Source organism: Empedobacter tilapiae, from assembly GCF_004785645.1.
Classification (GTDB): domain Bacteria; phylum Bacteroidota; class Bacteroidia; order Flavobacteriales; family Weeksellaceae; genus Empedobacter; species Empedobacter tilapiae.
On sequence record NZ_SRPE01000017.1, the window covers coordinates 17,206 to 41,705 of the forward strand.

The 24,500-nt window shown below is 30.5% G+C and carries 24 protein-coding genes; 11 read left to right on the forward strand and 13 right to left on the reverse strand.

Features of this window, described 5'->3' with window-relative positions; genetic code table 11:
* Positions 1-31: 31 nt before the first annotated feature.
* The gene (locus E4J94_RS16895) at positions 32-379 is read right to left on the reverse strand and encodes a GIY-YIG nuclease family protein (RefSeq protein WP_135836957.1); all 348 of its coding nucleotides are present in this window, start codon (positions 377-379) and stop codon (positions 32-34) included.
* A 6-nt stretch (positions 380-385) separates the two neighbouring features.
* Complete coding sequence (locus E4J94_RS16900; protein ID WP_135836958.1) at positions 386-808, reverse strand: MarR family winged helix-turn-helix transcriptional regulator; 423 nt, start codon at positions 806-808, stop codon at positions 386-388.
* Positions 809-860: 52 nt separating this feature from the next.
* Between E4J94_RS16900 and E4J94_RS16905 the strand changes: the two genes are divergently transcribed.
* From E4J94_RS16905 to E4J94_RS16920, 4 genes are all read left to right on the forward strand, one after another.
* Complete coding sequence (locus E4J94_RS16905; RefSeq protein WP_135836959.1) at positions 861-1,748, forward strand: alpha/beta fold hydrolase; 888 nt, start codon at positions 861-863, stop codon at positions 1,746-1,748.
* 57 nt (positions 1,749-1,805) lie between these two features.
* The gene (locus tag E4J94_RS16910) at positions 1,806-2,738 is read left to right on the forward strand and encodes a helix-turn-helix domain-containing protein (RefSeq protein ID WP_135836960.1); all 933 of its coding nucleotides are present in this window, start codon (positions 1,806-1,808) and stop codon (positions 2,736-2,738) included.
* Between the two features lie 91 nt (positions 2,739-2,829).
* Positions 2,830-3,594 (forward strand): SDR family NAD(P)-dependent oxidoreductase, encoded by a 765-nt coding sequence (locus tag E4J94_RS16915; protein ID WP_135836961.1) that lies wholly within the window; start codon positions 2,830-2,832, stop codon positions 3,592-3,594.
* A 258-nt stretch (positions 3,595-3,852) separates the two neighbouring features.
* The gene (locus tag E4J94_RS16920; protein ID WP_135836962.1) at positions 3,853-4,497 is read left to right on the forward strand and encodes a DUF6891 domain-containing protein; all 645 of its coding nucleotides are present in this window, start codon (positions 3,853-3,855) and stop codon (positions 4,495-4,497) included.
* Between the two features lie 68 nt (positions 4,498-4,565).
* Here E4J94_RS16920 and E4J94_RS16925 read toward each other — a convergent pair whose 3' ends face one another.
* Together E4J94_RS16925 and E4J94_RS16930 are read right to left on the reverse strand one after the other, a co-directional pair.
* Positions 4,566-5,225 (reverse strand): GNAT family N-acetyltransferase, encoded by a 660-nt coding sequence (locus E4J94_RS16925; RefSeq protein ID WP_246034367.1) that lies wholly within the window; start codon positions 5,223-5,225, stop codon positions 4,566-4,568.
* Entirely contained in the window at positions 5,215-6,120 is a 906-nt protein-coding gene (locus E4J94_RS16930; RefSeq protein ID WP_135836963.1) for a LysR family transcriptional regulator, read from the reverse strand. The genes E4J94_RS16925 and E4J94_RS16930 overlap by 11 nt, the downstream gene beginning before the upstream one ends.
* Positions 6,121-6,337: 217 nt before the next feature.
* Here E4J94_RS16930 and E4J94_RS16935 point away from each other — a divergent pair, with 217 nt between their 5' ends.
* Positions 6,338-7,090, forward strand: a complete 753-nt coding sequence (locus E4J94_RS16935) for a sulfite exporter TauE/SafE family protein (RefSeq protein ID WP_135836964.1) — start codon at positions 6,338-6,340, stop codon at positions 7,088-7,090.
* 221 nt (positions 7,091-7,311) lie between these two features.
* Here E4J94_RS16935 and E4J94_RS16940 read toward each other — a convergent pair whose 3' ends face one another.
* Both E4J94_RS16940 and E4J94_RS16945 read right to left on the reverse strand, forming a co-directional pair.
* Entirely contained in the window at positions 7,312-8,091 is a 780-nt protein-coding gene (locus E4J94_RS16940; protein WP_135836965.1) for an NYN domain-containing protein, read from the reverse strand.
* A 322-nt stretch (positions 8,092-8,413) separates the two neighbouring features.
* On the reverse strand, positions 8,414-9,202 hold the full coding sequence (locus tag E4J94_RS16945) for an SDR family NAD(P)-dependent oxidoreductase (protein ID WP_135836966.1): 789 nt from the start codon (positions 9,200-9,202) through the stop codon (positions 8,414-8,416).
* A 582-nt stretch (positions 9,203-9,784) separates the two neighbouring features.
* Here E4J94_RS16945 and E4J94_RS16955 point away from each other — a divergent pair.
* The 6 genes from E4J94_RS16955 (at position 9,785) to E4J94_RS16980 (ending at position 18,573) form a co-directional block, all read left to right on the forward strand.
* A complete protein-coding gene (locus E4J94_RS16955; protein ID WP_135836967.1) occupies positions 9,785-10,471 on the forward strand; it encodes a hypothetical protein in 687 nt (228 codons plus the stop codon).
* 143 nt (positions 10,472-10,614) lie between these two features.
* Positions 10,615-14,562: a hypothetical protein gene (locus E4J94_RS16960; protein ID WP_135836968.1), complete on the forward strand. Its 3,948-nt coding sequence runs from the start codon at positions 10,615-10,617 to the stop codon at positions 14,560-14,562.
* A gap of 133 nt (positions 14,563-14,695) precedes the next feature.
* On the forward strand, positions 14,696-15,256 hold the full coding sequence (locus E4J94_RS16965) for a hypothetical protein (protein WP_135836969.1): 561 nt from the start codon (positions 14,696-14,698) through the stop codon (positions 15,254-15,256).
* A gap of 62 nt (positions 15,257-15,318) precedes the next feature.
* Positions 15,319-15,750 (forward strand): transposase, encoded by a 432-nt coding sequence (locus E4J94_RS16970; protein ID WP_135836970.1) that lies wholly within the window; start codon positions 15,319-15,321, stop codon positions 15,748-15,750.
* 281 nt (positions 15,751-16,031) lie between these two features.
* Positions 16,032-16,349 (forward strand): helix-turn-helix domain-containing protein, encoded by a 318-nt coding sequence (locus tag E4J94_RS16975; protein ID WP_135836971.1) that lies wholly within the window; start codon positions 16,032-16,034, stop codon positions 16,347-16,349.
* Positions 16,350-17,070: 721 nt separating this feature from the next.
* Entirely contained in the window at positions 17,071-18,573 is a 1,503-nt protein-coding gene (locus tag E4J94_RS16980; RefSeq protein ID WP_135836972.1) for a helix-turn-helix domain-containing protein, read from the forward strand.
* Positions 18,574-18,991: 418 nt separating this feature from the next.
* On the opposite strand, the gene E4J94_RS16990 is transcribed toward E4J94_RS16980, so the two are convergent.
* From E4J94_RS16990 to E4J94_RS17020, 7 genes are all read right to left on the reverse strand, one after another.
* Positions 18,992-19,573, reverse strand: a complete 582-nt coding sequence (locus tag E4J94_RS16990; protein ID WP_246034368.1) for a Crp/Fnr family transcriptional regulator — start codon at positions 19,571-19,573, stop codon at positions 18,992-18,994.
* Positions 19,574-19,770: 197 nt separating this feature from the next.
* On the reverse strand, positions 19,771-20,682 hold the full coding sequence (locus E4J94_RS16995) for a hypothetical protein (protein WP_135836974.1): 912 nt from the start codon (positions 20,680-20,682) through the stop codon (positions 19,771-19,773).
* A gap of 88 nt (positions 20,683-20,770) precedes the next feature.
* Entirely contained in the window at positions 20,771-21,304 is a 534-nt protein-coding gene (locus E4J94_RS17000) for a helix-turn-helix domain-containing protein (RefSeq protein ID WP_135836975.1), read from the reverse strand.
* Positions 21,305-21,560: 256 nt separating this feature from the next.
* A complete protein-coding gene (locus E4J94_RS17005; protein ID WP_135836976.1) occupies positions 21,561-22,397 on the reverse strand; it encodes a pepsin/retropepsin-like aspartic protease family protein in 837 nt (278 codons plus the stop codon).
* Positions 22,398-22,775: 378 nt separating this feature from the next.
* Positions 22,776-23,171 carry a RidA family protein gene (locus tag E4J94_RS17010; protein ID WP_135836977.1) on the reverse strand — a complete coding sequence of 132 codons (396 nt, stop codon included), beginning with the start codon at positions 23,169-23,171 and terminating at the stop codon, positions 22,776-22,778.
* Between the two features lie 474 nt (positions 23,172-23,645).
* Positions 23,646-23,966 carry a helix-turn-helix domain-containing protein gene (locus E4J94_RS17015; protein WP_135836978.1) on the reverse strand — a complete coding sequence of 107 codons (321 nt, stop codon included), beginning with the start codon at positions 23,964-23,966 and terminating at the stop codon, positions 23,646-23,648.
* Between the two features lie 91 nt (positions 23,967-24,057).
* Positions 24,058-24,500: transposase (locus E4J94_RS17020; protein ID WP_317129234.1), on the reverse strand; the 443-nt coding region annotated here is incomplete at its 5' end.

The window sequence follows — 24,500 nt, forward strand, 5'->3', positions numbered from 1 at the left end:
AAATTATTTTGAAGTTTTAAGACTTGACTTGTTAGTACAAAATGTTTTCTTTTTTGTTATAAGATTCACGAATCCGTGCTTCCATTTTCTGAAGTTCTTTTTGATAATTGAAGTATTGATTTTCATTTTCTTCTAATTCTTCAATCATTTCAAATTGGAATTGATCTTCACCTAATCTGTTCCAATCAGCTTGAAGTTCGGCATTTTCAAATTGTCCCATTTTCAAAATGAACTTGGTTTTGTTTTCCCAAGCTTCTGCGTTTATTGTTGATTTTATAAAAGTTTTATTTGTTTCCAAATTACGAATCGACAAAACACCCATCGACACTTTTCGATTGTCGAAAGCTTCTCGCATTAATTTCTTTTGTTCTTTATCCATTGTTTTTTATTTAAAATTAACATCCAAATCGATGAAAAGTTTGTTCAGAGTTGCTAATTCTTTGGCTTTGAAATTTGGAAAAATATCCTCAGCTACTTCTTCTGCGGTTGTTTTGGCGTTGTCGAAGATTTCTTTTCCAATTTCCGTTATGACTACAAAACTCACACGAGCGTCACGCAAATGCGCTTCACGAGCAACTAAACCAATTTTTTCCAAAGGTGCTAACAATCTCGTAATTCCTGATGCGGTAATTCCCAATTTGTCGGCAAGGTCTATTCTTCGGCATTTATTTTCTGGACTATTTATTAAAATATATAAAATCATAAAGTCGCTAAGTCCTAATCCGTGAAGATGTAGTTTATCAAATTTTCGAGTCAAAATAGATTGTGCTTTAATCAAAGAAAAAGCAATTAAAAGTTGATTGTTCATTGTTGAGTTTTATTTGAGTTGTCAAGTATTATTTAAGTTTTATTTAAAATAAATGAGTTCAAAATATATAAACATTAACAGTATCTCGATTTGCTACGAACAATTTGGTAAGGAAGATAAAGAATGTATTTTATTGATTTCTGGATTGGGTAGTCAGATGACGCGATGGAATTTAGATTTTTGTCAAAAGTTGGTGAATAAAGGATTTCATGTGATTCGATTTGATAATCGCGATGCTGGGAAAAGTAGTTTTATCGAACATAAAGTTGCGGATATTGGAAAATTAATGGAAATTTTAAAGCAAGGAAAGTTTCCAGAAAATGCTTATTCGCTTTTAGATATGGCAAAAGATGCAATTGGATTGTTAGATGCTTTAAAAATCAAAAAAGCACACATTGTAGGTCGTTCAATGGGCGGAATTATCACTCAAGTTTTAGCCGCTAAATTTCCGGAAAGAGTTTTGAGCACCACTATAATTATGTCTACTTCTTTAAATCCTGAACTTCCAGAGACAGCGCCAGACGTTATGCAAATGATAATGCAGAAAACCCCAGATTTTGAAACTGATAAAGAGGCCTTTCGTGAAAAACAGTTGAAGTTTGCTAAACGAATTTCAGGTAGTTTGATTCCATTTGATGAAGATGCTGAATGGAAAACGCTTGTAGAGGAAAATCAGTGTGCAGTTTCAGCGCAAACTTTGGGACATATTATTGCGATGACTTTAACAGGTTTTACTCCCGAACGGTTTGATAAAATTAAAGCACCGACTTTGATTATTCACGGAACCGAAGATCCAATATTTCCTTTGGCTTGTGCAGAAGATTTGCATATACGGATCAAAGCTTCAAAGTTTTTAAAAATTGAAGGAATGGGGCATGAAATTCCAATATTGTTGAATGATAAAATTGTAAATGCAATATCAGATTTAGCAAGAATTTAAACACAAGAAACTATCGACTAAAAGTTTTGCGTACATTTGATTTTTGCAAACTTTGTTATGGAAAAGAAAACCAGCATCGACCAGTTTTATCAAGAAATGTCTAATGCGACAGGACAAAGCATCTACAGCTTTTTGCCACCAGATATTTCTAAGGATATTGGACATTTCAATATTTTTGATATTGCCGAAACTTTCAACGAAACACGTCGAACGCAATTAATGCCCTACAACAAACGGATGTATTACAAAATCAGTATGATTCGTGGGCATAATTTAGCAGAATATGCCGACAAAACGTTCGAAATCAAAAAGAATGCCTTGCTTTTTGCAACGCCCAAAATTCCATATCATTGGTTACCTCAAGATGAGCATCAGTCGGGATTTTTCTGTGTTTTTACTGATGATTTTTTAGTTCGAAATAAAACAGGCGTTGTGTTGGATGATTTGCCGATTTTCCAAACGGGTGCTTATCCGATATTTCAAATTGATGATGAAAAGACGGAAGAGGTTTTACAAATCTTCCGAAAGATGCAACAGGAACTGCATTCCGATTATCGTTTTAAATATGATTTGATTCGAAATTATGTTTTGGAATTGATTCATTTCGGACAAAAACTGCAACCTTTAGACGAGCAAAATTCTTCGCATAATGCCGCTGCAAGGGTAACTTCACTTTTTATTGAGTTGTTGGAGCGTCAGTTTCCGATTGAATCTCCCAATCAAAAACTTAATCTTCGTACAGCAAAGGATTTCGCGGAAAGATTATCAGTTCATGTCAATCATTTAAACAAAGTTTTAAAAGAAAGCATTGGCAAAACTACAACCGAAGTTATTGGCAATCGCATTGTTCAGGAAGCTAAATATTTACTCAAACAAACCAATTGGAATGTTTCGGAAATCGCTTACAGTTTGGGTTTTGAAGAAGTGGCTCATTTTTCTAATTTCTTCAAAAAACATACACAATTAACACCTTTGGCTTACCGAAGTTAAATGATTTGAATTTTACAAATCATTCATTGATTTACGCAACATTAAATTACAGATTTTCTTACAACTTTGTATCATTAAATACAACAAAAATATGAGTACAGAAAATAAGATTGCTTTGGTAACTGGCGGAAGTCGCGGTTTGGGCAAAAATATGGCTTTGAGTTTAGCAAAGAAAGGTGTAGACGTAATTTTAACCTATAATAGCAACAAGGAAGAAGCGGATAAAGTTGTTGCTGAAATCCTTAGTTTAGGACAAAACGCTATTGCTTTTCAGTTGGATGCGGGAAATGTAAAATCGTTCGGTGTTTTTCTAAAGGAAGTAACTGATCATTTAACTGAAAAAACAGGAAAACCGAATTTCGATTATTTGGTGAATAATGCGGGGACGGCTTTGTATGCGCCTTTTGCAGAAACTACGGAAGAGCAATTCGATAATGCGGTGAACATTCATTACAAAGGTGTGTTTTTCTTGACGCAGAAAGCTTTACCATTTTTAAATGATGGTGGTCGCATCGTAAATATTTCAACTGGCTTGGCTCGTTTTTCTAATCCGGGATCATCAGCTTATGCAGCCATGAAAGGCGCTGTAGAAGTTTTGACACGTTACTTAGCAAAGGAATTAGGTTCTCGTGGAATTACAGCAAATACGGTTGCACCAGGAGCGATTGCAACAGATTTTGGTGGTGGGAGAGTACGTGACAATAAGGAAATCAACGATCATGTGGCGCAGGTTACGGCTTTGGGAAGAGTTGGTTTACCAGACGATATAGGTGGCGTAGTTGCTTTCCTATGTAGCGATGAAGCACGTTGGGTAACTGGTCAACGCATCGAAGTTTCAGGAGGAATGAATTTGTAAACACAGTTCAAATAAAATTAAAAGCCACAGAGAGTTTATGTTTTCCGTGGTTTTTTGTTTTTAAAATAAGATAATACTGATACCTGTATTCTTCATTACAATTATTACTCTTTTGAAAACTTGATTTTTCTATTAGAAATTGGTTTGAATTTTAAAATCAAATCATTGTTAAAATTGTTTTAAAACGGTGTTGAAATACTATTCAATTTGAGGAAAAGTCCTATTTTTAAAATAATTAAAACCTACAAATACTGAAAAATGACTGAAAACGAAGCTTTTATTTATGAATCGATTGAGAACCAAGTTCGAATGGGATTTTTATCGCTTGATGAGATTAAAGACAACATTTTAGAGGAGATTGAAGACAACGAATTCGAAAACGAAATCTCCGAAGATTGGGCAAATAAACATATTGAAGCCGAGTGGCAATCACGATTAAATGAAACTAAAACTTGGAAAAGTCCAACGGACACTGACCGTTTGATAGCCGCTTTTGACGAGCTTTGCGATCAAAACATTATTGCGCTTCACAATGCGGGTTATACGACCAGCGACGGCGAATACGAGGTTGTGGATGTTGAGCGAAAGTTGCGCGATAACGGAATTGTTTCCGATGGCTATTGCTTTTATCACGAGCAAGATTTGTCACGAGCGATTGCAAAGGAAGATCCAAGTCTGTACATTGCTTTTCAGAAAGTGGATAATGAAGATGATGGTGTAACAATCACGGTTGGCAAAAAGGTGGTTGAAGTTTTAAAAAAACATGAATTTGAAGTTGATTGGAACGAATCACCAACAACCAAAATTCTAATCCCGAACTTTAAATGGGAACTTTTCTATGATAAAAATAATGTAGATTTGGATTATGAGGCGGTTGCAAAGCGTATGATTGGGAAGAAATAAAACGCTAAAATTCTATTCAAACTTCATCAGAATAATCCTGTCGTCCCTAAATTCTTTTTCTGTTTTTGCTAATCTTTTTTGAAATGTAATTTCATACCTTCATGCGAAGCCACAAAACCTAATTTTTCATAAAACCGAATGGCATCAGGACGTTTTTTATCCGATGTCAATTGCAAAACATGTGCACCTTTTTCTTTGGCACGATCAATCGCCCAACGGAAAAATTCTTCGCCCAAACCTTTGTTTCTAAAATCTTTATGAATACGCACCGCTTCAATCTGTGCACGAATGCCGCCTTGATACGTTAAATACTGTAGAAAGCTCAATTGCAAAGTGCCGATAACTTGTCCGTTTTCATTCTCAACCACGATCAATTCCTGATTCGTGTCTTTGTCGATATTCTGAAAAGCATCGGTGTAAACCTGTGGCAAAGGATTTTCAAAACGCTCTCGTGTCGCACCCAAAGCATCTTCCGCCAACATTTCTACAATCTTTGGCACATCTTCTAATCTTGCTCTTCTAAATATCATAGCTCCTAATTTTTGTTTCTTTAAAAGTAGTATAAATTTAAGATTTTGAAAACACAAAAAATAAAAACTCAAAACTTGCTGAATTAGTAAGTTTTGAACATATACTACATTACTAAGAAACTCGTTTACAGTTACAATATACTCGATTACAATTACTGAATTATCTTCAATTGAGCAATCTGTTGACTTAAATTTCATTCTCTTGATCAGAAATGATCTCTTTTAATAAATTTAAAAAAAGATTCATTGCTGGGCTAATCCATTTATTTGAATGATGCGCTACAATTAACATGATATTTTGTTTAAAATCTTTAATAAGAATTTCTTCAATTTCTCCCTTTTTTAACTCATTGGTAGCCACAAAACGAGGAAGGCAAGCAACTCCAAGGTTATTCATAACACTCTGTTTTGTTGCTTCAATACTCCAAACTTCTAATGTCTGTCCAGTAAATTTCAAATTCCTTTCTTTTAAATAATCTCTGAAATAAATTTGATAAACTGCGTTAGGGTCATTGTTGATGATACACGAATTTTTAATTTGATTTTCTAGATTAAAATTCCGTTCCGATATTGGAAAATTAGATGAAGCCATCAAACCAATACTAAAATTCTTTATTTCGGTAACTTTAATCTGATTATCATAGCCATATACATTATAATGAATACCTAAATCAATCTCGTTGTGTACAACCTCCTTTTGAATATCATATGAGTTTTTGACTTTAAGCTTTAGCTGAACATCGGGAGCTTTTTTGATAAATTCCTTTAAAACAGGTTGAATAATATAGGTCAAAATACTATCCGAAACCGAAATCGTTAGACTTCCCTCAATCTTTCTATCTTTTGCATTTAACATGCGAATCTGCTCCATTTCATCAAGCATTTTTTTGATATGTGGAATTAATTTTAAGGATTGTTCGGTAGGTACCATTCTTCGCCCAATTTTTTCAAACAAAGGAAACTTTATTTCGTTTTCCAATTGCTGCATTTGGTAGCTAATTGCTGATAAGGAATAATTGAGCTCGTTTGCAGCATCTAGAAAACTACCTTTTTCTACAATGGTTTTAAAGCTTTTAAGTTGATGAAGATCCATAGTTCAAATTATTTGTAGTAAAACTACAAATAATTCCGATTGTTTAAAGTGTTTATTCGATATACCTTTGTCAGAAATATTACAATGTGTATTTCATTACTAAATTTTATTAAACATAAAATACCTTTTTATAAGTGTTTATTTCTTGATATTCATTAGTTTATGAAGTAAGTATATTGAAATTAGCATATAAATGATCAAAATTAAATAGTTCAAAATGATTGAATTTCTTACCTTAAATTTTTTCTTAATACTTATTACATTCTTTATTGCAGGATTTGTAAAAGGTGTTGCAGGAATGGGATTACCAACTATCGCAATGGGAATACTTAGTATTATCATGTCGCCTCTTAGTGCGGCTTCACTTCTTATCATTCCATCGTTTATAACAAATGTTTGGCAACTATTTACAGGACCAAAATTTCTTGATTTAATTAAAAGATTTTGGGTGATGATGATTGGAATCGTGATAGGGACATTGGCAGGATCATGGTTTCTAACAAGTATCAATACACCATATTCAAGTATTGGTTTAGGCTTAGCCTTAATATTATATTCCTTACATGGGCTTTTTGGAAAAACATTTTCTATTTCATCTAAATTTGAACCAAAATTATCACCTATAATAGGTCTCGCAACTGGACTTCTTAATGGCGCAACTGGAATTTTTACACTTCCTGCTGTTCCGTACATCCAAGCGCTTAATCTTTCAAAAGACGATCTTATCCAAGCCCTTGGTTTATCATTTACAGTTTCTACAATCGCGCTCGCAACTGGATTAGTGAAGGGAGGTGTTTTTCAAATGGATAATATTTTACCCTCTACAATTGCAATTATTCCTGCTTTATTAGGTATGTGGGTAGGTAGTATTGTGCATAAACGAATAAGCATTAAAACATTTCGTATTTGCTTTTTCATTTTTATTGCGATAATTGGTGCAGAGATTACGTTTCATCCATTTTTATCATGATATTAATTTTAAAACATTTTCAAAAATGGATAAGGATTCTGTTAATTATGTAATATTTAAAGATTTATCCTAAGTTTTTGTGTGACTTAAGTATGGGGTGTGTATCGCATATCTCAATAATTTGAGGTTTTACATATCTACAATAAACCTCGCTTAAAACAATTAGCGAGGTTGTAGAGTTTATTTTTTTACCGAAATATAGAGTTGAGCAACTGTTACCCTTATTTTCTTTTTACTAAAGGATGATTTAAAGCACCAACCTTATTTTCAATAACTTCATATTCTTCTAAATTCTCAAATAATTTAGATAACGAATAAATGTCATAAGTTCGCGTATCGAAACTAGGATCTATTTTTCTAATATTAGCTCCAATTGTAGAAATATAGGCAATTTCATTTTCATCAGTTGAAATATCAAAAGCTTTTGAAATAGTTTTTTCATCTTTTGTAGATAAAAAACTTGCTTTTTTGGGAATAGATTTTTTTGTTATTTTTTCAACTTTAGACTCCTTAGCTTTAGGTTTTTCTTCTTTTACATTTTCAGGTAGAATTTCTGGAATTTTAGGTGTTATATTTTCTGTGTAGGTAAAGATATCACAAGATTGAACGAAAGATTCAGGTGTTTTCTTTTCTCCAATTCCCATTACAAATAATCCTTCTTCTCTTATGCGTTTTGCTAAACCTGTATAATCACTATCACTTGAAACTATGCAAAAACCTTCTACATTTTTACTATGTAAAATATCCATAGCATCGATTATTAGAGCTCCGTCCGTTGAATTTTTGCCAGATGTATATGAAAATTTTTGAATCGGATTTATTGAATGTTGATTAATTAAACTTTTCCAAGAACTCATTGTCTGAGAAGTCCAATCTCCATATATTCGTCTTATTGTAGCTTTACCATACTTGGAAACTTCTTCAATTGTTTCTTTTAATAGTTTTGGTTGTGCGTTATCACCATCAATTAATATTGCAATATTGAATTTTGTTTCTTTCATAAATTTCTACGAAATGTTGATTAATAATTTACAGATAATTTTTCGGGGCTTGGTGACAGTGGCGAAAAGTTTCAATTTAGACTGAAAAGAAGCCAGAGCTGTGAGCCTTAAGTAAATTTAATAAAAATAACATAAGCAAACAGCTTTTGTCGAATTAAATAGAGTAGAAGTTCTTCTCTCTTCAACTAAACTAGTTGTTGTACAGCTCAAAAAAAAACTCTTTAAAAATCGCTTCTAAAGAAGTTATTATTTATACTATTTTGTGTTTTTGTACCTAAAATTAGAATTGTGTAATAGTTTCCAATGTTATATGCAGTCTTTGTTATCCATTAACCTTTTTATCCATCATGTTTTTAACTATTTTGATGACTATTTTTCTCGAGAGCAAACGAGGAATGAAAGATTGTAAATAGTTATTAAATCCGATGATTTTATTATTTTTTCTTTTTAATAGTGCTTCTATACTTTGTTTTGCTACTTCATCAGGACTTTCAAAACTCATTCCTTGGGTGTTTGCCTGAGCCGTTTTTTGAAAATCAGTCTGAGTATTGCCGGGACAAATCGCTGTTACTGTAATGCCTTTATCAAAATATTCTCCATACAAGGATTCAGAAAAATTTAAAACAAATGATTTCGTCGCACAGTACACCGCAATATAGGGACAAGGTTGCAATGCTCCAGTAGAAGCAATGTTGATAATTCCTCCTTTTTTGTTTTGCAACATTTGAGGCAGAAATAGTTGCGTCAAAGTCACCAATGAATTAACATTTAACTGAATCATTTCCTGATAAGAATTTATTGATTCATCTAAAAAGTTTGTCCACTTTCCAATACCTGCGTTATTAATCAATAAATCTATCGAAATATTTTGTTTTGCTATTTGATCAAAAATCAGTTGTGATGCATTAATTTCAGATAAGTCAGTTTTTATGCAAACTACGTTAATCTTGAATTCAGCTCTAAGTTCCTCGGAGATTTGTAAAAGTTTATCTTCTGAACGAGCTGATAATACAAGGTTTACGCCTTTTGAAGCTAATAAATAAGCGAATGATTTTCCAATTCCTGATGATGCACCTGTAATAAGTGCGGATTGATATTCAAATTTTGTCATTTTCGTTAATTTTAATTGACACAAAAAGACAAAGATTAAAACGAATTCTACTTAACAAATGTTAGAAAGTGATTTACCTTCTAATTCTACTTAGACTTTCGGGTTTAATACCAATGTAGGAAGCAATGTATTGGAAAGAAATATTTTGGATTATATCTAGTTGCGTTTTTATGAGTTTTTAAATATCTTTTCTCTGCAGTAAGTAAAATCATATCTCGGGTACGATCTTCATTATAAATGAGGGCTTGTTCGTATATTTTTTTCCATGAACTAAATTACTAAAAAAATGTGAATGGAAAAATAGCGGCGGATAAAAGAGGAGAACTTTTCCATGAATTAACCTGCATTTTGTAGGTATTGTATATTCCTTTTTTATGAAAGTTATAACATTTAAAATCATTGTTTTAAATGTTTTTTAAAACAGTGCTGTATTCATTCATACGGCAATAGGTACACTTGTATCTAAAGTCATTTTGTTCTAAAATTGCATAACGATTATTTTCATTATTCTGAAAATTAAACCATATGTAAGTTAAGTTGAAAACCTAAATCTAAAACCTATTTTATACCCAACTAAACAAGATGATGAATAATAATCGTCATATAAACCTATTATTTTCAGGCATACAGTTTAATATGAAGTTGTATGCCTGTATTTTGTGTGTTATTGTACAGGCTATATCTACACAGGTGTATGGGAATTCATCGGTTAATGATTCTCTAAAAAATAGTGAAACTTATTTATATATTGGAGAGAAGACAACAATAAGAAATGTTCATCTACTACATGTTGTTACTCCTGCAAAAACAGAAAAAACAAAGCTATATATAAAAGGAAATTCATTTATAACAAATGCTGATCAGTTAAAAAATACTGAGATTATACATTTTGGTAAAGTTGTCGAGAAAAAAGCGAAGAAACATATTACTCAATCTCGATCAAGGGAAAAGAATACTACGTCAACAACAAAACAGTTGAGTGAAGTTACCCAAAAAGTAAAGCCATTATATTATTCTAATACTTCCAGTAGTCGACTTTCTTCAGATAAACGGATACAAATAATGGCAGTACAAACTTATCAAAATAATAAGTGCATATCTGTAACATCAGCTGATAATCTAGAACTATACAAGTCTCTCATACTAAGAGAAGAAAATAATAAATATAGAAAAGAAGTCTTTGTACACAAAACCCTTGTGGCGTATTTTAAAAATCGTCCACCACCATATGATCCTTTTATTTTTTCTGGTAGCACACAGAGTGGATAGGTTTAGAATATTACTCTGTAATGGGTACTCAGAATTTCGGTTACTGTAATTAACTAGTTACAGTTATGGTAAGTAAAATTCGAACGATATATATAAATGTAAAGTGTAAACATGTAGCGCTTACATAAACAAACTTAAATAATATGAATATTAAAAAACTACTTTCTCAAGGTGGAAAAGTTTTACCTCTTGCAATAGCCTTACTCTGTGGGAGTAACGCCTACGCAGATGGGTCTAAAGATCTATATCCAAATGGCGTAACAGGTGGACGTGCTTTTTTGTATAGTAACTCTTATACAGGTACAATAGGATCTACAGTAGGATCATGGCCCTTCAAAACAGAAGGAACACATTATGCTTACGTTAAAGCCGGTGAAATACTGCATACAGCTTCCAGCGCACAAGGAATAGGAAATGGTATAATTAGATTAACAGCACCAAATGGTACTGTTTATACTTCCTCAGGAACAACAGGACGAATAACCGATAGAACATCAGAGCTTGCTGGTCCAAGATTAACGTCGCAAGCTGCAGGAGGCAATCGATATGCAACTTATAACCGTACTGCTTTAACGGCAGAAGAAGGGGTTTGGAAAATAGAATTTTTACCGACAGGAAATGTATCTTCTACAGGAACTCCTGCTGTTTCTAATATTGCAGCTAATGATGGCTGGACGCAAGGTACAAGCTCAGAACTTATTGCAGCGTGGGATGTATCTGTAGAGAGTGCAGGAGCTTGGGTGCCAGGAAGAGTTTATACCAATGTAATGAATTTACACATTAGTGGTAGTCAAACGACAGGTTTTTATGGAAATATGTATGCGCTGACAAAAGATGGATATATTTATAAGGTAAATAATAACGGGAATAATGGTGTAGGTTTTACATTTTTTATAAATAACAAAGGTTTTTTGACTGACGTAAATGATAGTAGCCCTTCTTATAAAAGTAAAAATTTCACAACTGGTATTTCTTCTTTTGTACATTCTCCTTTGGCAGCAGATGCAGGGGATAATATAACACATAAAATTTTTTATAGTCAACCAGCTCAAGATTTACCTACTTCTGCTAATGGTAGCGTCCCAAATAATAGTACATGGTTGAAAAATACCCCTATAACTCCAAATGCAAGTAATATTAGTATTATAGGAGCTGAAGGAACAATTGGAGAATTGGGATTAAAAGGAGGGTATATTAATTTTACAGCAGATGCGCAAGGGGTTTATACAATTACAATAGAAAGTTCTGGCTCGCCTTCTTTTGCAACCAGAACTTTAACAGGAACTGCGATTGCAGGTAGTAACAAAATATTTTGGGATGGTAAGGATGGTAACAACAACTATCTTCCAGGAACTAATGCCTCTGTGTTAGTGAAAGTACAGTTACGTGGAGCAGAGGTGCATTTCCCATTTATTGATATGGAAATCAATCCTAATGGACTCGTATTAGAACTTTTGAACGGGAACAATCCTCTTTCTGACGAACGTTTTCGTGTTTATTGGGATGATAGCGATATTTCAAGAGTTACTGGCACAAACAATAACGGGAAAGCCCCTAATCCACTTGATGCAAGTGTAGCAGGTTCGCTTAGTGGACCTACAGGTACTGGAGGACATATGTGGGGACAGCAAAATAACAATACCAGTCCATTAAGTAGTACTAACCTTTCTCAAGGATTTGGTAACGACAAATCTATAGATACTTGGTCATATATAAAAGGACCTGTAGCAACAGTTAACACAACAGTTGCTATTAAAAAAAGTGATTTATCAGCAACAGCTAATATAACAGATGTTTTAGGGGCTTCGGGCATAAATCCATCTTTATCAGAAGGTGATGCGTTTGGGTTTTATTCAAATATTTGGAATAACGGTCCAGATGCTATTTCTTCAGAAGCAGAAGTAACAATAATGTTTGAAATACCAAATGGTGTAAGAATCACCAATGTATCAAATAACGGAGGTGTTACATTAACTTATGATCCAGTATTAAGAAGATACACTGGTAAGAAGTCTAATTTTGGTGTAGGTCATATAGAATTTATTTTTTCTGCAGTGGTTGACCATACAGATACCAATGCAACCAGTGTTACTGGTAGTTTTGCACCAGTTGTACGTACTTTTACAGCAAGTGTATTGCGCCCAGCAGATTACGTGGACCCTATGGCAACTAACAATTCGGTAAATACACCTCCAACAGATATTTATAATGAGATTGCTTTAAATACTGTTAACGGAGGGAATAGAAATATGAGTAGTGCTAGTATTTTCATCTTACAAGATTGTATGATGGATTATATATATGATGAAGGAGCTAGTTATAATGCTGGAGTTATTCACTATCAGAATTTTAATACTTCATCTCCATTAGTTAAAGACGGTAGAATCCCGTGGGTGAATCAACCTAATATATTATCATCTACGTTAACCTCTAATGGAGGTGCTATTACCAACGGTTACCGTTTTTCACCAGGTTACAACGATCCGTTATATGATTCTAATTATATTGGAACTCACTTACCAACAGGTGTTGGAGCTACACCTTCTGGTCCTATCAAGTATTTCGATTCTCATATTGGGGATGGTAGCTATGCAGTAGTACCGCCTGCTTTTGTTAGACTTGGGTGGGATCCACGTTCGTTTACAGACAATACTACTGTAAACGGTTCTTCTGCAATAGCACCACATTGGGCATCTGGACAATCATATCCACAAGTATATGACTGGACAAATACTTATCCTTGGGACAACCCAGCAGATCCTTCTGTTCTAAATGTACTAGATATGTCAGGTCATTTAAACGGTGCAGCTTTTCTTGTAAAGGGTAATGTATCTCAATCTCAAGGTCTTCGACCATTTTATAGAATAGAAGATGTTAAGCCAGAGATGGGTAAAACATATACATTACAATTGTTCTCGTATGTAAACTATACGGCTAATACAGATTATATGTACATGGATTTGGTAGACCGTAATACTGGTAAAGTATATGCGTCAGCACAGTTAAAAGCAGATAATCCGCTACCAGGACCAGGAGCAGTTTCTTTTGGTTGGGTGCCACTAAAAGCAGCTATTAATATCGGAACAATGGATTTTACAGGAAAAACAATGGATATCCAAATTCGTGGTAACCGTACAACTTTTGGGCATACATTGATTGATGATATTATGTACTTCGAAAACAAAGTAGGTGTACCATCTTGTGTAGTACCAGTCGATATTTTTGAGCCTTCAGAATGTACAGAACCAATTTTAGGAGAAGATTTCAGTATGAGTAATGCTACAGATCCAATCGTTAATAATACAATTAGCAAAACTTTTATTCAACCAGCTGGAGCAGATCAAGGCTTTACATTAGATATTTACTATTTAGATAATTCATTTAATATGGAAATTAATGGTAGTAAACTGTCAAATATGGAAATAGAATTTCATAATCAAGGAGGCATGGTTTCTAATGTTCGTTTTGAGTCAGACGACGCTGGATATGGTCCTACTTTTACAAATGGTATACCAAATATTTGGCAGATCGGTAATGCAGCCAGTAAAGTACCTGCATTACGTATAGATATAGACCCAACAGGTAATGTAACACTTTTGGGTAGAAGAAGTACAACAGCTCCATTTGAAAAACTGAAATTGATAAACGGTGCTACTTTAAACCGTGTCAATTGGAATGTAACTTCAAGCAATACAATACTAGCTACACAAAGTACTTTATGGCCACCTACAGCTATGATAGGTACTGGTTATGGTAAAAAAGCAGTTCCGTGTGCTGCTCCAAAATGTGTTAAACCAGCTGCTTCAGGTACCTCATCAGTTCGTACGAATGTAGGAGTTTCAACAAAAGCAAATGTAACTTCGGGATGGCCAGAAGTTGTACCAAATGGATATATCGCCTTAGAAAGTTCAAATGCCGGTTTAGTAATTCCTCATATGACTACAACTCAACGAGACGCACTTACAGCGATTGAAGGAATGCTTATTTACAACACAACAGAAAATTGTGTCCAATTATACAGAGGTGAATCCCCATTGATTGATCCTTCAAGAAAAGGATGGAACTGTTTGGAAAGAGGTTGTAACGAATAAGAGTTTTTCATAATTTTTTTTGATAAGAAAAGTAATCTTGGTACAAATTGGTTGTTTTACCAAATGCTTTTCTCTAGTTACTATTAACAACAAAACCATGAGATAGTCAATCTCAAAATAAAAGATAAATAAAATGAGTATAAATAAAACATTAGCGATTAAAATGTTAGTAACAGCGAGTTTTTTTGCTTTTGTAGCTGCATCAGCTCAAGTAGCTATCGGAAAAAGTAGCGTTACAAATAATAGTGTATTATTAGAATTTGGCGATGAAGCTACAAATCTTAGAGGTATTATTTTGCCTTCTGTTACTACAGCTCCTACAGATGCTGTAAACGGAACATTCATATTCAATGTAGCAACTAAAGAGGTGGAAGTTCGAGAAGGAAGAACTAGTACAAATGATCGTTGGACTTCTCTTTCAGCGAAGTTAGACGCATCTCAAGAAGGAGGCAAACTAAACCCTTATGTGAGTACTGGAGAATCTGTTAACAAACAAGGGATAATTATTGGAGCAGAAACCAGTAGTAAACCAGGTGTTTTGATTTTAGAATCAGAAACAAGAACATTGGTTCTACCTAAAGTAGCTGATCCTAATACGGCTGTAATAGGTCCTGTTGCAGGTAATATAGTGTATGATACAACATCAGATACTCTAGCTGTGTACGATGGTACAAATTGGAGTTACTGGAAATAAGTAGAATAAGGCAGTCTTTTTATAAAGACTGCTTTATCAAAAAAAATAAGCATTTAGAAATAATGAGTGATAATTATAAAGATATCCATATTGGATCGGTTATTCAAAAAGCTGTTGTAGAAAGTGAAATAGAGATAGGTCGCATCTGCAATTTTATAAATTGTGATGAACGGAGAATAAAGAAAATGTATGAATCAAAAATATTGGATACAGAGATTTTACTAAAATGGAGTAAACTATTAGAATATGATTTTTTTAGATTATACTCTCAACATCTTATTTTATATGCATCAATAGCAGCAGACAAACCGAAAGATAGTATAAAGAAACAAACTAGTCTTCCACAGTTTCGTAAAAATATCTATACAAAGGAAATCATAGAATTTATATTAGAACAATTAGAAACAAAACAGATGACAAAAAATGAAATAATGGATCGTTACAGGATTCCAAAAACGACTCTTTATAAATGGATAAGTAAATATACCAAATAAAGTATAGTCCAATTTCATTTTACAGTATCAAAATCTGATCAAAAAAATGATAAAAATAATTCGTCATCAACAAACGATTTCTTTGTTTCAAAACAAAACCAAAATAGAGGTAAAGAACATCTTGAGATACAGTAAATATCACTCAGAATATAATATTTGGGAATAGAATATATAGTACTTATGATTAGTAATACGGATTACAAATTTTTGTTAGGTAGAAAAAAAACTCTTTATATATTTTAATAACGATGGAGTAATAAGAATAAAAGTTAAAAAAGGATATGGAAAAATCAAGCCCTAATTATAAACAAATTTTTAAAGATATTTTAGATAGAAAATACCCTGAAAAAAGAAATGCATGTGAAAATATTCTTAATAAAACAACGCTCTCAATTGTAGACGTTATAGAAATAAATGCAAAAATATTTGGCATAGCAATTATTAATGATAGTAAGAAATTTCGTTCCTATAAAAAATCAGATATTTTGAAGATTTTAGAATACCAAAAGGAAAAAGGTCTCAATAATTCTCAATTAGCAAATCATTTTAGATTAAGTCGAAATACAGTTGCAAAATGGAAAAAACTATTTTTAGTATAAAATAAACCATATAATCTATGAAAAACCTAAAAACCTATTTAAAGCAAAAGGTAATTTTGAAGCGTCAAAATGTAAAAATCAAATTTGAACTAATTAAAACTAGAGTATGTCGCTAATAGGTAAAACATTAGAGGAAACAGAAGCTCTTTATAATAGCACAGCAAAAAAGATTACATCGAATGAATATGAAATTATAATTAAAAAGTATTGTTTTGGACTCTTTTATAAAAGATTGCAATTAAAATGCAATAACAAAGGAATAATTACTCTTTATAGAATTTATACAGATCTTCGATAAAGAGGTTGAATCAGAAAATTCAACCTCTAAATATAAGAAGTAGCCAATCTTTCTTATATTATTATAAAACTTAAAATACTATTTTAAAGATCTTGTGTAATGTAACCCGTAATGAGATAAACAATTGTGAGAGTATACGCTTACGAATAGTAATAATGATAAAAAACGGAGTATTTATATTAACCCAAGTATGAGAATGAGAGTGTTGTAAAGATATTTATCAAATAAATTTCGTTTATATATTTATATTTATAACAATATTTTTGTTCATGTATAGGCTGAGGGTCAACCATAATATTTTTAAACCAAAAATGAATTCTATAAGTTTTTCAAAGTAAACCTTTAGTCTTCTCATCCTATTAATCTTAAGCATGGATATTCAATTTTTTGTTTAATATGCACATTTAAAACAAATTAATAATTTTGAAAATTTTTATAAAATTTATCTCTCTACTACTTTTTCCACATTTGAGCTTAGCTCAAAATCCAGATAAATTTGACGAAATTTATAAGAAGGTATATTTAGAAATCTCCCAAGAGAATTTCGAGAAAGCCTTGGAGATTTCAGATTCATTATATTCGATTTCAGAGTCAATACCGTATCGTATTAAAAGTTTAATGCTTACCGCTACGCTTTGGCAACAAAAAAGTAATTATTCAAAAGCAATAGAATATGCGATTAGCGCACAGAAACTAGCTGAAGATACTGAGGAAACAATTCAGAAAATGAAAATATATGGTTTTTTAGCAACACAATATAGATTGTCTTCTTTATTTTATCAGTCTAATTTTTATTTACAAACTGCAATAAAAGAAACGGAAAAAATAAAAGCGATTGAGCAAAAATCAACTTTTTTGGGTATTATATACCAAGAAAAAGCTTATTTAGAGATAGATAAAAAAAGGTATCTTAATGCTATTACTCATATTAATTCATCACAAAAATATTTTACAATCAATAAAAACTCCAACTATAATTTTTTTACAGCAAGTAATGAACAGTTACTAGGTTTATGCTATTATCAATTAAATGATTTGGAAAATTCTTTTATTCATTATAATAAATCATTAGATCTTTTCAAAGACCATCCTAATAATCATATAAAAATATTGTCCTACAATGGTTTGATTAAAATTTATATAAAAAGAAATAATCTCTCAAAAGCAAAAGAATATATAGCATTACTAAAGGATGTTGTTAACCATTCTGAATATTTATCTTTAAAAGAAGAACTTTTAAAAACGATTGAAGAATTTGGTCAATTAGAAAATAAAACAGAGGAGGTCTTGGAAATTCGTAAATCACGAGACTCTATATCAAGTAAAATTCAAGAGAATATTAATACTTTAGTAAATAAAGAGCAAGAAAAATTATTGATAAATAATCAGAATTTAAACAAAAAGAAATCCTATAATCTTTATTATGCATTAACAATTTCAATAATGAGTGTTATTGGAATTTTATGTTTCTTATTATATAGAAATAAATATAAAAATAATCTAAAAATAATTAAAAGAGAGCTTTTTCAACTGAAAGATAAGGAATTTCAAAAAGATAAAAGAGAGATTGTGATATCTGCTGTTGTTGAAAAAAAAATATTGGCAAAATTAGAACTGTTTGAAACCAATTTATTCTTTAATAAGAAAACAATAACTTTAGCTTCATTAGCCACATTTTGTGATACAAATGTAAAGTATATGTCTCATGTTATAAATTCACATAAAAATAAAGATTTTAATAACTACATAAATTCACTAAGAATTAATTATATTGTTGATAAATTAAATCAAGAACCAGTTTATCGCAAATATAAAATCAGTTATTTAGCTGATAAATGTGGCTTTTCATCATCTAGTAAGTTTATAAACGCTTTTAAAAAAGAGAAACAAATTACACCAGGAAATTATATAAACCAATTAAAGTAACAAAGAAAAAATTATTCTTTAATTTAATAAAATTAGCTGCATAATATAATGTTTTGCCTAATTAACTCAACTATCAGATAGATTACCGCATATAATTAAATTTGACAAAGAGGTCTTTTTCCTTTAATAAGAAAAGAGAAAACGAATCCAAAATTTATTCAAATGAGATTATATGATTCCATATCTTGTAAACCTCTGTAATAAAACAGTTTTAAATCTTTATCAATAATAAAAGGGACAATATTATTAGCAAGACATTCCTTAAACGTAATCAAAGGATGAATAATTATCAAACTGATAATGGAAGTTGGTAATATCTTCAAAAGTTTTCTTTTCAATACTATGATAATCAAAAACTAATTTTTTCATTTTTGTACCAACTTCTTTTGGTAGGCACGTTTCATTACCACAAACTTCGTTAGAAAGTGATTTGCCTTCTGATTCTACTTAGACTTTCGGGTTTAATGCCAATGTAAGAAGCAATGTATTGTAAAGAAACATTTTGGATTATATCTGGTTGCGTTTTCATGAGTTTTAAATATCTTTCCTCAGCAGTAAGTAAAATCATATCTCGGGTACGATCTTCATTATAAATGAGGGCTTGTTCGTATATTTTTTCTCCATAAATTCCCCAATCTTTCACGTTTTTATTCAATTTATCTAGACTATCTTTAGTGACACGCAACAAATTACATTCAGAAATGGTTTGTACGTTATCATATGCCTTAGAATTGGTAATAAAACTTTGAAAGGAAGTGATAAATCCAGATGGGCAGTTTATTTGTGTTGTACGTTCTTCTCCCTCTTTTGTGTAAAAAACACGAACGTATCCATCGATAATAAAATAGAGATACTTTGTATATGTATTTTCAACTTCAAGCATTGTATTTTTTGGAATAGTAATAGATGAAAAAGACTCAGAAATCGTTCGAATATCCTCTTTACTTAGTGGAATATATTTTGAAATATCTTTGATCAATTTTAGGTATACTGTATTCATAAGATTACACATAACATTGTTTTTTACGAAGTAAAATATAGTCAGTTTCGTAAAATTATACCCAAATATACAAACAAAACTAAATTGTATACTTTATTGTACAAAACAAAAAACTTCCCTAAAATTGCTTTTAAAGAAGTTATTATTATTAATATTGTTTTTCTACCTAAATAGGAGTTGTGCAACAGTTACCTTTATTATTCAATAATCATTTTAAAATTTTCAGTATCAATATAAAGCTGTTTTTGCGAAAAAATTTTATTCCCCAACATTCCTGACATTCCTGAAAATTTCATTAAATAATATTGAGTTTTGGAATATCCATCGACATAAGTAACCTCGTGAAGAGGAATTTTTGTATTTTGAAATTCTATATTTTTATTTGTTTTAGCTGTATAAGTTGTAAGAATATTATTCCAGGATTTTCCTTTTTCTTCTACTATTTTTGAATTTTTCAACTTCAGTTTACTCCAAATTTTTCTATTTGTTAAAAGTTCATAAGCGCTCGTTCCTGAATCGTATAGAAACTTTTCTTCAGTATTTTCTAAGACAGCAGGAATAATGATTTTCCGTTTTTTGAAACTAAAATCAAAAGGTTTGCTAATTAAATTTTTTGGTTCAGAAGCTAAATTGAAAATTACATAATTATCTTTGAAATTAATAAGTGTTTTTCTGTTTTCGAGAATATCAGTTCCGATGGTTCCAATTATATTGATTTTGTTTTTGTATAGTTTTTCACCAAAATCAATAGTTTTAAATTGATTGGATTTTACTTCACAATTTCCGATTTTAAAACTGCTTTTTGCAATATTATTGGTTATAGAAATTTGATCAATTTCTGTAATCGTATTTCTGTAAAATACTGTATAGGGACTGCCCGTATCAAATTGTAAATAATATATTGATGTATCTGCTTCAAATTGTATTGGCAAAAGCATTGCAGTTTTTTTTTCTGATTGCCATTTTATTGGAATTCTTCCACTTTCTTTATTTACTTGTAAATAATTTTTCTCAGGTGTAAATTTCTTATCAAAATAGAAATACCCAATAATGGCTGATAGCAAAATTAAAATTGAAAATACCAATAAAATTTTCTTAAATAACTTCATAGAATTTTTTTGTTGCAATTTTCAGTTAAAACGTTGATATTTTTAGAAAAAACGATGCGACAATTTTACGACATTTTACTGTCGTTAATTATAAGAAGTTGGTTTTCAGGCAAATTTTAAGTTTATTAGTTTTGTTCAAACTCATACCATTAATTATAACAATAAGCAATTTTATAACCAAGAATAGAATTATTCCATAAATGAAAAGTGGTTTTCTGATTAGATATTCCTTTTGAAAAAAAGGACAAATGATTAAAAAAATAGAAAGCAATGTGGTTATTATAATCTGCATTCCAACAATACTTTTTCCAATCTGTTTGTTATAAATATCTTTTGTTTTTGAAGTTAATATAAATGGGAAAATTATTCCTCCAAAAGGAATAATTAAACCTAAAAGAACAGATGAATTTATCAACTTGGCTCTTTCAATGTTTATAGTTTCCTCTGAAAGTAAATTTTCTGGGTTTACTTCTAAAACTTTTGCTATTGAATTTAATGTAAATCCTTTTAATGTACTTCCAGATTCAATTCGTTGAATTGTTCTCAACGACACTCCTGATTTCTCCGCAAGTTCATCTTGAGTAAGATTATTTTTTTCTCTCCAATATTTTACTTTATTCATTTTCGATATGGCATTTTGGATAAAATTAGCAGATAACATTCTTTTTTAACGAAGTAAAATATAGTGAGTTTCGTAAAAATATATCTATAGTTTACTTCGTAAAAGTATACCCAAATATACAAACAAAACTAAATTGTATACTTTATTGTACAAAACAAAAAACTTCCCTAAAATTGCTTTTAAAGAAGTTATTATTTTTAATATTGTTTTTCTACCTAAATAGGAGTTGTGCAACAGTTACCTATGTAGTATCTTTTTAATCAAGGATATACATCTTTTTGTTTTTTAAACTAATACCAATCTTATTTCCAAGCCAATTAATACTTGTTTTTCCTTCATAAATTAATCCTTCAACAAAAACGACTTTTGGATCCTTCAACGTAACATATTGATTTGTAATAGAGTTTATGTTTCCACTATAAAATTTTGTTATAACTTTTTCATTAAACTCACTTTTCCTTTCATTTAGCTCTAATTTAGTTTTATCAATTTCTAATGTTGAAATTAATTTATCACTTAGCCAAAAAGAGTTCTTACCTGCTCCTGAATCTAATAAAACTTGAATTTTAAACTTATCATTTAAAGTGATATAAGTAAATATGTCTATTGACTTGTCAGCATTTGTACTTAATTGTATATCAAATGATTTTATATTTTTCTTTTTTGAAAAATCAGTTAATTCAATTTCATTTTTAGTGTAATCAATGATAAAATCTGTATCACTAAACATTTGAAGTGAAATTAATCCATCAATTCCATCTAGTTTCATATCAAATGTTGAGTATGGAATTTTCACAAATTTTTTACCTGCAAAAAGAACTTCATTATTTTCATATAAAGGAGCGTCAATTCTTTCACCGGTTGCACGATATGCTGTAAAAAAATTGTAAGTTGACTTTTGCTTAAAATCTTTTGCGAAGCTGTCAAAAAATAAATTAATTCCTCCTCCTGTATCAAAAATAAAATTTCCTTCCTTCCCGTCAATATTGGCTTTAGCAATAATATGTCCTGAGGGCAAAACTTGAATCTGAGTTTTTTGACTATATAATTGAGACGAAATTATTATTGATAAAATTACTACTATTCTTTTCATATAATTTTTTGTGGTATTACAACTAACATTTTTTTACGAAATAAAGTATAACGTAGTTTTGTAAAAAGACACCTAAATCCGTATTTCGTTAATTTACTCACTAATATAACTATTTCTGTGTAAACAATAAGTTTATTAGAATACAATTTATGGATAATCAAATTATTTAGACTAAAATAAAAATATGTAAGTATGGATAACGAAACTCACAAAATTGTTCAATAATATACAAACAAAACTAAATTGTATACTTTATTGTGCAAAACAAAAAACCTCCCTAAAATTGCTTCTAAAGAGGTCTTTATTTATAGTGTTTTTTGTTTTTGAAACTAAAACTGGAGTTGTGCAACAGTTATCGATGTTAGCGGTAGATGTATTCTACTTTGCAGCCCAAATTTCAATTTCAATTTTCAGTTCCGGAAGCCCTAATGCAGTTATATATGCAATAGTCATTGAAGGATAATTTTTCTTAAATAAATTTTCCCATTCTTTATCGAAAAACTCCCAATCTATTTCTTCTGTAGCCCAAATATTCACTTTAATTACATTTTCTGCATCCAAATCCTGGCTATTCAAAAGTTCTTTTATGTTCTTAAATGTTAAGATAACTTGTTCATTAAAATTTACGGGCGTTTTACCGTTGTTATCTATTCCAATTTGCCCCGAAAAAGTATATAAATCTGAGTTTCTAGGAATTATTGTAACATGTGAATAGTTTCCAACTGGCGTAGGAATATTATCAGGATTTAATCGAATTATTTTGTTTGTACTCATTATTTTACATTTATTTTTCAATTAGGATTACTTAAATAAGTTGATTGATATTAATTTTTCAGTAGATTCTGAAAACACTCTCATTTTTTAGTGTCTTTAAATTTAATAATGAATTAATTTTTGAATATTCTAAAAAATAAGATTTTATAGTAAGTTCAAATTAAGTCATAGTCTTCAGATATTCTTATCACATTACCGTTAACATTGTTTTCTACGAAACTACTATAGCTTTAATTTCGTAAAAAATCAGCTATATCTATTTCCGTAAAATTAACCTCAAATATACAAACAAAACTATATTATATACCTTATTGCTTAAATAATGTTGGATAACAAAAATTCCCTAATATCACTTTTAAAGAGGTTATTATTTATAGAGTTTATGTTTTGTGCCTAAAATTAGGGTTGTGCAACAGTTACTCCTGTTAGTTAACAGCACAATATTTCAACGTTTTTTTTGATACTACAAAGCTCTTAAATAAATATTTTCTTCCATTTAGCAATAGTATTTCTACTTAAATTAAAATGATTAGCCAATTGAGTATTATTTAATCGATGTTTTTTCTGATAATCTAATATCAATAAAATATCTTGTTTTGAATAAGATCTGAATTTTTGATTTACTTCGATGTTGTTTTTATATTCCTCTCCAAAAATTAATTTATTCAATTCTAAAATATCTAAAATATTTAAATCTTGTTTATTTAGAATTTCTTGACATTGTAATAATTTATCTGGGTAAAGATCATTTATTATATCTGTATAAAGAGTTTTGTAGTTTATTTTCGTTTTCATTGATTTGAGTTTAAAAAAAAGTCACTAATCATAACAAATGATTAGTGACTAAGGTTACAATTAGAATAAGTTTGTGTAGTAATGAGATTCTTTATTTAGTTGAATTTTTATATTTACTAATCCATTTATACAAAGTTGTTTTTGGGATATTATAGCGTTCTTTTATCTCGGACTTTTTCATTGCTCCCGTGTCTATTTTATTTAAAATATAATCTATCATTTCTTTTGTGTAAACATTTTTACGAAATTGGGGTAAAGATGATTTATAATTATTGATTACTTTTTCACTATCATCTTTTTTAATAGGAGCATATAAAATCAAGTGTTGAGAATACAAACGAAAAAAATCATACTCTAATAATTTACTCCATTTTAATACAACTTCAATTTCCAAACTGCTCATACTGTACATTTCATTTACTTCTTGCTCTGTACATTTCATAAATTTACAAATACGAGATAGTTCTATTTTATTTTCTATGACTGCTTGATTGATTAAAGTCCCAATATGTATTTCTTTGAAATTCATTAGTG

Bases quoted from the DNA above. Each gene is read 5' to 3' on its own strand.
- E4J94_RS17000 (WP_135836975.1), bottom strand. From the start codon at position 21,304: ATGAATAAAGTAAAATATTGGAGAGAAAAAAATAATCTTACTCAAGAT.
- E4J94_RS16915 (WP_135836961.1), top strand. From the start codon at position 2,830: ATGAGTACAGAAAATAAGATTGCTTTGGTAACTGGCGGAAGTCGCGGT.
- E4J94_RS16905 (WP_135836959.1), top strand. From the start codon at position 861: ATGAGTTCAAAATATATAAACATTAACAGTATCTCGATTTGCTACGAA.
- E4J94_RS16990 (WP_246034368.1), bottom strand. From the start codon at position 19,573: ATGAATACAGTATACCTAAAATTGATCAAAGATATTTCAAAATATATT.
- E4J94_RS16945 (WP_135836966.1), bottom strand. From the start codon at position 9,202: ATGACAAAATTTGAATATCAATCCGCACTTATTACAGGTGCATCATCA.
- E4J94_RS16925 (WP_246034367.1), bottom strand. From the start codon at position 5,225: ATGAAATTTAAGTCAACAGATTGCTCAATTGAAGATAATTCAGTAATT.
- E4J94_RS17005 (WP_135836976.1), bottom strand. From the start codon at position 22,397: ATGAAAAGAATAGTAGTAATTTTATCAATAATAATTTCGTCTCAATTA.
- E4J94_RS16900 (WP_135836958.1), bottom strand. From the start codon at position 808: ATGAACAATCAACTTTTAATTGCTTTTTCTTTGATTAAAGCACAATCT.
- E4J94_RS17015 (WP_135836978.1), bottom strand. From the start codon at position 23,966: ATGAAAACGAAAATAAACTACAAAACTCTTTATACAGATATAATAAAT.
- E4J94_RS16955 (WP_135836967.1), top strand. From the start codon at position 9,785: ATGATGAATAATAATCGTCATATAAACCTATTATTTTCAGGCATACAG.
- E4J94_RS16935 (WP_135836964.1), top strand. From the start codon at position 6,338: ATGATTGAATTTCTTACCTTAAATTTTTTCTTAATACTTATTACATTC.
- E4J94_RS16940 (WP_135836965.1), bottom strand. From the start codon at position 8,091: ATGAAAGAAACAAAATTCAATATTGCAATATTAATTGATGGTGATAAC.
- E4J94_RS16970 (WP_135836970.1), top strand. From the start codon at position 15,319: ATGAGTGATAATTATAAAGATATCCATATTGGATCGGTTATTCAAAAA.
- E4J94_RS16930 (WP_135836963.1), bottom strand. From the start codon at position 6,120: ATGGATCTTCATCAACTTAAAAGCTTTAAAACCATTGTAGAAAAAGGT.
- E4J94_RS16895 (WP_135836957.1), bottom strand. From the start codon at position 379: ATGGATAAAGAACAAAAGAAATTAATGCGAGAAGCTTTCGACAATCGA.
- E4J94_RS16995 (WP_135836974.1), bottom strand. From the start codon at position 20,682: ATGAAGTTATTTAAGAAAATTTTATTGGTATTTTCAATTTTAATTTTG.
- E4J94_RS16920 (WP_135836962.1), top strand. From the start codon at position 3,853: ATGACTGAAAACGAAGCTTTTATTTATGAATCGATTGAGAACCAAGTT.
- E4J94_RS16965 (WP_135836969.1), top strand. From the start codon at position 14,696: ATGAGTATAAATAAAACATTAGCGATTAAAATGTTAGTAACAGCGAGT.
- E4J94_RS16975 (WP_135836971.1), top strand. From the start codon at position 16,032: ATGGAAAAATCAAGCCCTAATTATAAACAAATTTTTAAAGATATTTTA.
- E4J94_RS16910 (WP_135836960.1), top strand. From the start codon at position 1,806: ATGGAAAAGAAAACCAGCATCGACCAGTTTTATCAAGAAATGTCTAAT.
- E4J94_RS16960 (WP_135836968.1), top strand. From the start codon at position 10,615: ATGAATATTAAAAAACTACTTTCTCAAGGTGGAAAAGTTTTACCTCTT.
- E4J94_RS17010 (WP_135836977.1), bottom strand. From the start codon at position 23,171: ATGAGTACAAACAAAATAATTCGATTAAATCCTGATAATATTCCTACG.